Source organism: Streptomyces sp. PA03-1a (genome assembly GCF_033792805.1).
In the GTDB taxonomy this organism is placed as follows: domain Bacteria; phylum Actinomycetota; class Actinomycetes; order Streptomycetales; family Streptomycetaceae; genus Actinacidiphila.
This window is the reverse complement of record NZ_JARAVO010000290.1, coordinates 1-10,621: the sequence shown is the minus strand read 5'-3', so window position 1 is coordinate 10,621 and position 10,621 is coordinate 1. Positions and strand designations below refer to the sequence as shown.

At 72.8% G+C, this 10,621-nt stretch carries 9 protein-coding genes; all 9 read right to left on the bottom strand.

Features of this window, described 5'->3' with window-relative positions:
* Positions 1-19 precede the first annotated feature (19 nt).
* The 9 genes from PV341_RS39925 to PV341_RS39885 all read right to left on the bottom strand — a co-directional run bounded on the left by PV341_RS39925 (position 20) and on the right by PV341_RS39885 (position 10,437).
* Positions 20-1,351 carry a pectate lyase family protein gene (locus PV341_RS39925; protein ID WP_500327296.1) on the bottom strand — a complete coding sequence of 444 codons (1,332 nt, stop codon included), beginning with the start codon at positions 1,349-1,351 and terminating at the stop codon, positions 20-22.
* 118 nt (positions 1,352-1,469) lie between these two features.
* Positions 1,470-2,804 (bottom strand): ABC transporter substrate-binding protein, encoded by a 1,335-nt coding sequence (locus PV341_RS39920; protein ID WP_500327295.1) that lies wholly within the window; start codon positions 2,802-2,804, stop codon positions 1,470-1,472.
* Between the two features lie 131 nt (positions 2,805-2,935).
* Positions 2,936-3,778, bottom strand: coding sequence for a DUF6807 domain-containing protein (locus PV341_RS39915; protein WP_500327293.1), 843 nt, complete (start codon positions 3,776-3,778; stop codon positions 2,936-2,938).
* Positions 3,775-4,983: a Gfo/Idh/MocA family protein gene (locus PV341_RS39910; protein ID WP_500327292.1), complete on the bottom strand. Its 1,209-nt coding sequence runs from the start codon at positions 4,981-4,983 to the stop codon at positions 3,775-3,777. The genes PV341_RS39915 and PV341_RS39910 overlap by 4 nt, the downstream gene beginning before the upstream one ends.
* Before the next feature lie 49 nt (positions 4,984-5,032).
* A complete protein-coding gene (locus tag PV341_RS39905) occupies positions 5,033-5,962 on the bottom strand; it encodes a carbohydrate ABC transporter permease (protein WP_500327291.1) in 930 nt (309 codons plus the stop codon).
* The gene (locus PV341_RS39900) at positions 5,959-6,885 is read right to left on the bottom strand and encodes a carbohydrate ABC transporter permease (protein ID WP_500327289.1); all 927 of its coding nucleotides are present in this window, start codon (positions 6,883-6,885) and stop codon (positions 5,959-5,961) included. Before PV341_RS39900 ends, PV341_RS39905 begins: the two co-directional genes overlap by 4 nt.
* A 125-nt stretch (positions 6,886-7,010) precedes the next feature.
* The gene (gene araD / locus PV341_RS39895) at positions 7,011-8,735 is read right to left on the bottom strand and encodes an L-arabinonate dehydratase (protein ID WP_500327288.1); all 1,725 of its coding nucleotides are present in this window, start codon (positions 8,733-8,735) and stop codon (positions 7,011-7,013) included.
* Positions 8,736-8,759: 24 nt separating this feature from the next.
* Positions 8,760-9,662 carry a dihydrodipicolinate synthase family protein gene (locus PV341_RS39890; RefSeq protein ID WP_500327287.1) on the bottom strand — a complete coding sequence of 301 codons (903 nt, stop codon included), beginning with the start codon at positions 9,660-9,662 and terminating at the stop codon, positions 8,760-8,762.
* A gap of 100 nt (positions 9,663-9,762) precedes the next feature.
* The gene (locus PV341_RS39885; RefSeq protein ID WP_500327286.1) at positions 9,763-10,437 is read right to left on the bottom strand and encodes a GntR family transcriptional regulator; all 675 of its coding nucleotides are present in this window, start codon (positions 10,435-10,437) and stop codon (positions 9,763-9,765) included.
* Positions 10,438-10,621 lie beyond the last annotated feature (184 nt).

Here is a 10,621-nt window from a genome sequence, read left to right as displayed (position 1 = left end):
GGTGCGGGGCGGCGGCCGGTCAGAGCCTTCCGCTGCCCGCGTGGCGGTCGACGACGTACGGTACGGCGCCCGCACGGTCGACCCGGGTGCGCAGGGCCGGGGTCCACCCCGCGTCGTCGCCGAGCTGCTCGGCGGGGACGCCCGCGTTGTGGACGGCGAGCAGGTCGACGGGGCGGCCGTTGACGAGGTTGCCGTCCTCGGTGAGGGCGGTGCCCTTCCACTTCTTGATGACGGTGGCGCGGTCGACGCCCGCAGGCAGGGTGAAGGCGTTGGCCTCCGCCACGAGCTGCGACTGGACGCCGACACCGAGGCTGTAGCCGTAGGCGTAGCCGGAGTCCGCGGTCGCCACGTAGTGGTTGTTGTAGGTGTCGACCTGGCCGAAGCGGACGCGCGGGGCGCGCTCGGTGACGTTCCGGTAGAGATTGTGGTGGAGGGTGACGCGCAGCCTGCCCGCGTCGGTGGCGGCGGCGCTGTCGCTGTTGCCGATGAGCGAGGTCTTGCCGTGGTCCCGGAAGACGTTCCAGGACCCGGTGACGAGGTCGGAGCCGTTGATGACGTCGAAGAGGCCGTCGTGCTTCTGGAAGACGCGGCCGAAGTACGTGGGCAGGGTCGTGTCGGGCTCGTCGCCGTCGGAGAAGGTGTTGTGGTCCACCCACACGTGCGTGGAGCCGACCACGCTGAGGTTGTCGTACTCGGAGTTCCAGTTGCCGGTGTCGCCGTCGGTGGGGTCCCAGGCGGGGAAGCAGTCGGCGGCGTTCTCGAAGGACAGGTTGCGGATGATGACGTCGTCGGCGTCCTGGACCATGAGGTTGCCGCCGCGGAGGGTGGCGCCCCGGCCGAGGCCGACGATGGTGGTGCGGGAGCCGACCCGCACCTGGACGCGTTCCGCCTGGACCTTCTGCGAGGCGGCGCGGGCGTCCTCGAGCGGGCCGGACGGCTCGCGGTCGGTGCCCCACACCGCGGGGTCGTAGGCGGCGAGGTAGCCGTCGAGCGTGTACCCGTCGGTGGCGTAGTCCGCGCAGCCCAGGGGGGTGCCGTCGTCGGCGGTGTTGACGTCGATGACGCCCTTGACCTGAACGATCCGGGGGGTGCCGTCGCCGTCGCCGAGGGCGGCGACCAGTTCGGCGCGGTTGCGCACGGTGAAGACGTGGGCGGCGTCGGCGGCCGAGCCGCCCCTGGTGCCCCGGCCGGCCGAGGCCCAGCCGTCACCGGCGGGCAGTACGGCACGGCCGAGGGCGGCCCCGCGCGGGACGGCGGCCTGGGCCGCGGCCGGAGCGGTGAGGGCGAGGGCGAGCGTCGTGCAGCCCATCAGAACAGGAATGACGCGCGCATGACACATAGATCTGCGCATTGCGGCTCCTTTGGGAGGAGGTGGGGATGGGAGAGGGAGCGGGAGCGGGAGCGGGGACGGCCGGCGGCTCACGGCGCGGCGTGGGCGCCGCCGGCCGTCCCGTACCCGGGCACGCGGATCAGGAGGTGTGCTTCTTCCAGTCCGCCTGCGCGGCGTTGAGCTTCCCGGCGAAGGCGTCGAGGAAGTCCTTGGCGCTCAGCCGGCCGAGGACGACCTTCTGGAACTCCGGTTCGCTGTCGGCCTTGCTGAGGGTGTTCCAGTCCGGCAGGTAGTACGGCAGCTGGACGATCTTCGTCTTGGGGTCGGTGAGCGCCTCGATGGCGATCTTGGTCGCCCCGGCGGAGGCGATCCAGTCGTCGTCCTGCGCCTCGGTGTTGGACGGGATGGCCCCGGCCGACTCGTTCCACAGGCTGTTCGCCTCCGCGGAGGCGGCGAACTCGATGAACTTCCAGGCGGCCTCCTTGTTCTCGGAGCTCTTGAACAGACCGAGCCCGTCCACCGGGTTGGAGACCGTGGTGCGCACCCCCGCCGCGTCGACCGGCATGGCCACGCCCGCGAACTTGCCCTGACCGAGGGCATCCAGGTGGTTCTGGTAGGAGCCCAGGTTGTGCTGGAGGATGCCGATCTTCCCGTTGTCGAACTCGGCGACCATCTTGGTGAAGTCGTTGTTGAGGTCGGCCTCGGGCGTGGTCTTCTTGTACAGCGCGACGTACTTCTCCAGCGCCGCCACGTTCTTCGGGTCGTTGACGGTGGTCGTGTCGCCGTTCCAGAAGCTGTCGATGCCCGACTGCCCGTACATCATGTCCAGGGCCTGGGCGATCGAGCCGGCGCCGCCGCGGAAGGTGAAGCCGAACTCGTTGCTCTTGCGGTCCGTCAGCTTCTCCGTCGCCGTGAAGAACGCGTCCCAGGTGGTGGGCGCCGGCACCCCCGCGGCCTCGAAGAGGTCGGTGCGGTACCACAGGACGCCCATGTTCGCGGAGGTCGGCACGGAGAACAGCTCGTCGCCGCCACCCGCCACCTGCACGCTCTTGACCAGGTTGGGGTCGAACCTGCCCTTCAGGGGGCTGTCGTCGATGCGGTCGGTCACCGGGTCGAGCGCGCCCTGCGCCACCAGGCTCGCGAGCATCGCGGTGCCCACGCCACCGACGTCGGGCAGGCCCTTGCCGCCCGCGATGGCGGTGTCGTACTTGGACTGCACGTCGGCGGCGGCGACCCCGACGTACTTCACCTCGACGTCCGGGTTCTTCTTCTCGAAGCGGGAGATGATCTCCTTCCACACCTCGGTGCGGACACCGCCGTTGTTGTCCCAGAAGGTGACGGTGCCCTTGCCGCTGCCCTCGCTGCCCGAGCTGCCCTTGCCGTCGGTGCCGCAGGCGGACGCGGTCAGCGCCAGTGCGGAGACGGCCGCGACGGCGGCGGCGAGGCGCGCTCCGCGGCCCTTCGGTGCTCTCATGGTGACTCTCCTGTCGGGGTGCGTGCGGGTGGTGGGGACGTGAGGGGTGGCCCGGGGTCCGGCGCGGGCCGTCGCCGGTGTCCGCGGCGGTAGGTGCCGTCGCGGGGGGTCGGCGGTCCAGGGGCGCATCGTCAGCCGCTCCCGTCGACGAGGCGGCGGGCCAGCGCGCCGGCCTGCGCGGGTCCGAGCCGCCCGTCGGCGACGGCGGTGACGATCCGCCGGGTCACGGTGCCGCCCGCGGGGACGGGCAGCCGCCGCGCCCAGGCGAGGGCGGAGCCCACGCCGGGGTACTCGGCGGTGCGCACGAACCACGGGTCGCGGCGGGTCCCGGCGGTCGCCCCGGCGAAGACCAGCGTCCAGCCCTCGCCCGAGAGGGCCAGCCAGTCGGCCGCCCGGCCGTGCACGGCCTCCTCGCCCTCCGCGCCGGCCGTGAACACCCGCGCCCGCTCCGGCTCGGCGGGCGCCCGCCAGAAGAAGCCGCCGTAACCGGCGCCGGGGCGGCCGTTGGTGGCGGGGCTGCCGATGGTCAGCTCCCGGTCGCCGGGGTTGGCCAGGGCGAAGGTGACGTCGAGCGCCCAGCAGCCCTCGCCGAGCGCGCGGGCCGTGACCGTCCGTCGCTCGCGGAGCAGTTCGCGGTCCCCGGTGCGCCAGGACAGCTCCTCGGTGAAGCCGTCCGGGCCGCCGCGGAGCAGGCCCAGGTGCTCCTGGACACCGTGGTCGTCCAGCTCGGCCGGGCCCCGGTCGCGGACGTAGGTGCGCCCGCCCCAGAAGTTGCGCCCGTCGACGTCGGGGACGGCGACGCTCACCCCGAGGTGGTGGAGGTGGTCGCCGGGCATGAACTCGGTGACGGGCACCCCTGCCAGGGTGGTCAGCGGGTGCAGGTAGGGGCGCGGGGCGAGCCGCCCGGGCAGCTCGGGGCGGTGGACGTACCGTCCGACGGTGCGTCCGGCGGCGCGCAGCACGGTGGTCGTCATCGCCGGATCACCCCGTTCGGTGCGGCCCAGGGGGCGCCCAGCTCGGAGAAGAGGGCCAGGGTCTCCGCGCCGGCGGTGACCATGCCGTCGACCCCGGTGACGACACGTCGCGTGGACCGTTCGCCGGGCTCGGTGCGCCAGGCGCCGTCGGGGAGCGGCACCGGGTCCGGGGCGGTGCGCACGGCCTCGACGACCTTCATGAAGGCGCCGGTGGCGCGGGGCGGCACGAGCAGGTCCTCGCCGTGCCGCACGTGCGCGACCAGGTTCTCCAGCAGGTCCGTGCGTCCGTACCGCTGCTCCTGCGGGCCGCGCCCGGCGCGTTGCAGCAGGACGCGGTCCTGCTTGTACCAGAACGTCACACGGCCGCGGTCGCCGTGGACGACGACGTACGGCTCGGCGTTCCGCTCGGCGCACAGGGTGGCGGTGACCGTGACGACCGTGCCCCGCGCGGTGCGCAGCCGCAGGGCGGAGGTGTCGTCGGCCTCGATGGCGTTGGCCCGGAAGAGCTCCAGCTCGATCGCCCCGACGTCCTCGGCGCGTTCGCTGCCGTCCAGGGCGAGCGCGGTGGCGACGGCGTGGGCGAGGGGGTTGGTGAGCACCCCGTCGACCACGTCCGTACCGCCCATCCTGCGCCGCCCCGACCAGGCGGCCCGGCGGAAGTAGTGCTCGTCGCGCACCCAGTTGCCGGCGGCGCCGATGCCGCGCACGGTGCCTATCGCGCCGTCGGCCACCAGCGCGCGGACGGCGTCCAGGGCGTGCGAGCCCAGCGACTGGAAGCCGATCTGGCAGGCCCGCCCGCTCGCCTCGACCCCGGCGACCAGCCGTTCGTACGCGGCGTAGGAGGGTGCGGGCGGCTTCTCCAGCAGCACGTGGGCGCCCTGCGCAGCCGCGGCCAGCGCCAGGTCGGTGTGCGTGTGGAGGGGGGTGCAGACGATGACGATCCCGGCGCCGGTCCGCGCGGTCAGTTCGCCCAGGTCGGTGCCGTGGGCGGGTGCGGGGAACCCGGCCGGTTCCCCCGGTGCCGGCGGGACGGTGTCACAGATCCCGGCGAGCCGCACCAGACCGGTGGCCGACAGCCTCCTCAGGTTCTCCAGGTGCCAGGCGCCGTGACCGCGGGCCCCGGCCAGGACGACGGGCACGGGCGCGTCGCCGGGCGGCGTCGCCGCCGGGCCGCCGCCGACGGGCCGCGTGGATGCATCTCGCACGGTTCGGACCTCCTCGTCCGCGGGACAGGGGCGGGTGGCGGGACGGGCGTCAGCCCTTCACCGCACCCGCGCTGAAGCCGGTGACCAGCCACTTCTGGATGAAGGCGAAGACGATGACGACGGGCACCGCGGCCACGACGCCGCCCGCGGCGAGCGTTCCGAGCTCGACGCTCTCGCCGGAGCCGATGGTGTAGCTGAGGCCGACGGGGATCGTGTACTTCTCCTGCGTGCTGAGGAACATCAGCGAGAAGAGGAAGTGGTTCCAGCTGTGCACGAAGGCGAAGGAGCCCACCGCGACCAGCCCCGGCCGCAGCAGCGGCAGCACCACCGCGCAGAAGGCCCGGATCCGGCCGCAGCCGTCGACCCAGGCGGCCTCCTCCAGCGACACCGGGACGTTCCTGATGAAGCCGCTGATGAGGATGATCGACAGCGGCAGCTGGAAGACCGTCTCGGCGACGATGACGCTCCACAGGGAGTCGATCATGCGCAGTTCGCTGAAGATCTGGAAGAGCGGCACCAGCATGAGCGCGCCCGGGATGAACTGCGAGCACAGCAGGGCGAGCAGGAAGGCGCGCTTGGCGCGGAAGTCGAAACGGGCCAGCGCGTAACCGCCGAGCAGGGCGATCACGGTGGTCATCACGAGCGTGGCCACGCCGATGAGCAGGCTGTTCTTGAAGAACACCGCGAAACCGAGGTCGTTCCACACCTTCGAGAAGTGCGCGGTGGTGGCCGGCCACGGCACCAGCGAGGTGGACCCCGAGGGGCGCAGCGCGAACAGCAGCATCCAGTAGAAGGGGACGAGCGTGAACAGCAGGTACAGGCCGAGCGGCAGGTAGATCTGCCAGCGGGGCGCACCCGCGCCGAGCCCCCGGCGCCCGCGGCGCCGCCCGGCACCGCCGCCGTCGTCGTCGTCGGGGCGCGCGGCGGGCGCCACGCGCGGCAGGGGGAGGCCGTTCCTCTCCGGCACGGTGGTCGTCATGTGCGGTCGCCCCCGAACTTGCTCAGACGCAGGTAGACGATGGAGCAGAACAGGAGGATCACGAAGGCGACGGTGGTGAGCGCGGACGCGTAGCCGAAGTCGTGGCCGTCGATGCCGGTGTTGGCCACGTACAGCGGCAGCGTGGTCGTCGAACCGGCGGGACCGCCTCCGGTGAGCGTGTAGAGCAGGTCGACGTTGTTGAACTCCCACACCCCGCGCAGCAGCGTGGACAGCACGATGGCGTCCCGCAGGTGGGGCAGCGTGATGTGGAAGAACCGCCGGAAGCGGCCCGCGCCGTCGACCGAGGCCGCCTCGTACAGCTCGTTCGGGATGGACTGCAGGTCGGCCAGGATGAGGATGGCGAAGAACGGGACCCCGCGCCACAGTTCGGCCAGGACGGCGGCCGGGAAGACGGTGTCGGGGTCGGAGAGCACCGAGGTGCCGTACTCGCCGATGCCGGCGTCCGCCAGGTAGCGGCTGATGCCCGTGGCGGGGTTGTACAGCAGCATCCAGATCGTGGTGGTCAGCACGCCGGAGACGGCCCACGGCGAGAAGACCAGGGCGCGCGCCAGTCCGCGGCCGACGAAGGTCTGGTTGACGACCAGGGCGAGCGCCAGCCCGAGGGCGAGCTGCAGCCCCACCTCCGCGGCGACCCACTTGAGGCTGAAGAGCAGGCTCTGCCAGAACAGCGGGTCGTCGAAGAGGATCCGCTGGAAGTTGCCGAAGCCGGCGAAGCCGTTCCGCCAGGGCTTGGTGACGTTGTGGTCCTGCAGGCTGTAGTAGAGGACGCTGACCATCGGGTAGGCGATGAAGCCCAGCATCAGCAGGACGGCGGGGGCGATCAGGAGGTACGGGGTGCGCCGGGCCGCGCCGGACGGCCGGCGCCGCGAGGGCCGGGGTGGTTTCGCCACGGCTGTGGCCATGACCGGTACTCCTTCGTACGGGTGCGGGGAAAGCGCTTGCCTAGTGGTGCGGGGCCGCCACGGGCGCGGTGGCGGTACGGGCGCGGTGGCGGTACGGGCGGTACGGCGTGGTGCGCGGCGGGGCGTCAGCCCGCGTAGGGCTCCGGCACTTCTCCGGGCCGGGTCAGGAAGCGGAAGTCGCAGCCGGTGTCGGCCTGGGTGATCTGGTCCTGGTACAGCGCGCCGTAGCCGCGTCCGTAGCGGGGCGGCGGCGCCTGCCACTGCGCGCGCCGGCGTTCCAGTTCCGCGTCGTCGACCTCCAGGCGCAGGGTGCGCGCCTGGACGTCCAGGGTGATCGGATCGCCAGTGCGGACGAGGGCGAGCGGCCCGCCCACGTGCGACTCGGGCGCCACGTGCAGCACGCACGCGCCGTAACTCGTGCCGCTCATCCGGGCGTCGGAGATCCGCACCATGTCCCGCACCCCCTTCTTCAGGAGGTGGCCGGGCAGCGGCAGCATCCCGTACTCGGGCATGCCCGGGCCGCCGAGCGGACCGGAGCCGCGCAGCACGAGCACGCTGTCCTCGGTGATGCCGAGCGCCGGGTCGTCGATGGTGCGCTGCAGGGTCCGGTAGTCGTCGAACACCACGGCCGGGCCGGTGTGCTTGAGCAGGTGCGGCTCGGCGGCGATGTGCTTGATGACCGCGCCGTCCGGGCACAGGTTGCCGCGCAGGACGGCGACGCCGCCCTCGGCCGCGAGCGGCCTGTCCAGCGGGCGGATCACGTCCTCGTCGTGGACGAGGGCACCGGCGAGCTGTTCGCGGAGCGTGGCGTGCGCGACGGTCGGCCGGTCGAGGTGCAGGACACCGGCGTCCCGCAGCCGGGTCAGGAACCCCGGGAGGCCGCCGGCGAAGTGGAAGTCCTCCATCAGGTGGCGGCCTCCCGGCCGGAGGTTCGCCAGGACCGGCACCGTGCGGGCGATGCGGTCGAAGTCGTCCAGCGTCAGCGGGACACCGCTGCGCCCGGCCATCGCGATCAGGTGGATCACGGCGTTGGTAGAACCGCCGAGGGCGAGCACCGTGGCCACCGCGTCCTCGTACGCCTCGCGGGTCAGGATCGCCGACGGCCGCAGGTCCTCCCGCACGAGGTCGACGATCCGCATCCCGGAGGCGGCCGCCATGCGGTCGTGCCCGGAGTCGACGGCGGGGATCGACGACGCGCCCGGCACCGTCATCCCCAGCGCCTCCGCCGCCGCGGTCAGCGTGGAGGCGGTGCCCATGGTCATGCAGTGGCCGGGCGAACGGGCCAGCCCGCTCTCCAGCTCGGCCATCTCGCAGTCACCGATGAGGCCGGCCCGCTTGTCGTCCCAGTACTTCCACATGTCGGTGCCGGAGCCGAGCACCTCGGAGCGCCAGTGCCCGGGCAGCATGGGTCCGGCCGGCACGAACACCGCCGGCAGGTCGGCGCTCGCGGCCCCCATCAGCAGCGCCGGGGTGGACTTGTCGCAACCGCCCAGCAGGACCGCCCCGTCCACCGGGTAGGAGCGCAGCAACTCCTCGGTCTCCATCGCGAGCAGGTTGCGGTAGAGCATCGGCGTCGGCTTCTGGTACGTCTCCGACAGCGTCGCGACGGGGAACTCCAGGGGGAAGCCGCCCGCCTGCCACACCCCGCGCTTGACCGCCTGGGCCCGCTCGCGCAGGTGGACGTGGCAGGGGTTGATGTCGCTCCAGGTGTTGACGACCGCGATCACCGGCTTGCCCAGGTGCTCCTCGGGCAGGTAGCCCAGCTGCCGGGTACGGGCCCGGTGGCTGAACGAGCGCAGGCCGTCCGTCCCGTACCACTGGTGGCTGCGGAGCTCTTCCGGCTTCTTCATGGCGGCCCTCCGTCCCGTCCCGGCTCACACGTCCCAGCCGGCGAGCAGCGCGGCCACCCGCTCGCGCCGGCCCCCGGTCAGCAGGCGGCTGGGCGGGCGCACGTCGCGGCGGCACAGTCCCAGCACCGCCAGCGCCTCCTTGACCACCGACACGTTGTTGGCGGACTGCTGTTCGGCCCGCAGGTCCTCGAACTCCCTGATCTGCTCCCACACCTTCATCGCCGCCGCGTAGTCGCCGTCGCGCAGCGCGCGCAGCATCTCCAGGGACACCCGGGGCGCGACGTTGACCAGGCCCGAGGTGAAGCCCCTCGCGCCGACCGCCCAGTACGCGGGGGCGTACAGCTCGGCGAGGCCGGCGACCCAGGTGAAGCGGTCCAGCCCCGCGTCCCGGGCCACCGCCGCGAAGCGGGCGGCGTCCGGCACCGCGTACTTCACCCCGACGACGTTCGGGCACAGCTCGCCGAGGCGCGCGATCAGCCCCCCGTCCAGCGCCGCGTTGCGGACGTACGGGACGACCCCGGTCTCCGGGACGGCCTCCGCGACGGCGCGGTGGTAGTCCACCCAGCCCTCCGGCGACACGTACGGGTGGATCGGCTGGTGCACCATCACCATCTGCGCCCCGGCGTCGCGTGCGTGCCGCGCGGCGGCCACGGCGGTCGGCACGTCGTGGCCGACGCCCACCACGACCTGGGTGTCCGGGTCCGCCTCGGCCATCGTCAGCTCGACGACCAGCCGCCGCTCGGCCGGGTCGAGGGCGTAGAACTCCCCGGTGTTGCCGTTCGGCGTGACCGTCCGCACCCCGCTGTCGAGCAGTCTGCGCAGCAACGCCCGGTACGCGGTGGGCTCCACGCCCCCGTCCGCGCCGAACGGGGTCACCGGGATCGCCACGACATCGGCGAGCGCCGACGACTGCTCTGCGAATGACATGCGGTTGCCCTTCAGCTCGGGTCGCTACGGGATGCCGTGGGGGCGGCATGGGGGGAGCGGGCGCGCGGAGGGCCGTCCCCTCACCCCGCGCGCCCGCGGCTCAGCGGGCCGTTCCTTCGCCGCCGTCCGGGCCCTCGGGGAACGCCCGGGCCACGAAGCTCGCGATGTGGTCGTGGAGCAGCCGCGCCGCGCCGTGCGCGTCCCCGTCGAGGGCACGCGCCAGGATCTCCCGGTGCTCGCGGGCCTCCTGCTCCCACGACGGGGTCTCCTGCCAGACCACCGCCGAGACCAGGGCCGCCTGGTCCCGCACGTCGTCGAGCATCCGGGCCAGCAGGGGGTTGCCGCACGGCGTGTACAGCGCCCGGTGGAACTCCCGGTTGGCGAGCGACCGGTCGGCCCGGTCCCCCGCCTCGTCGGCCCGCGACAGCGCGTCCCGCGCGGCGTCCAGCGGGGCGCGGTGCGTGACGGTACGGCGCAGCGCCTCCGGCTCCAGCAGCAGGCGCACGTCGTACACCTGACGCGCCATCTCCGCGTCCACGGCCCGCACGGTCACGCCCTTGTACTGGCTCATCACGACCAGCCCGGTGCCGGCGAGCGTCTTGAGCGCCTCCCGCACGGGCGTCTTCGACACCCCGAACTGCGCGGCCAGCTCGGCCTCCACGAGTGCCTGACCGGGCTTCAGCTGCCCGGTCAGTATCCCGTGCTTGATCGTTTCCAGCACGACCTGGGTACGGGACGGAATCGGCGTCGGCGCGGTGCCGGCGAGCAGGTCCATGGGGGCTCTTTCGGATCTCACGTAGGGCGTCTCATATATGACGTACGAAGTACGACGCGATGAAAGTAGGGCGGGGGGCGGGGTTCGTCAATGGGCCCGACGCACTTTGTGTGCGGTGCGGTTGTTGTCGTGTGCGGGTTGTTTGCGCCTGCGGCGGGCATCCCCCTGTCTCTTATACAAATTT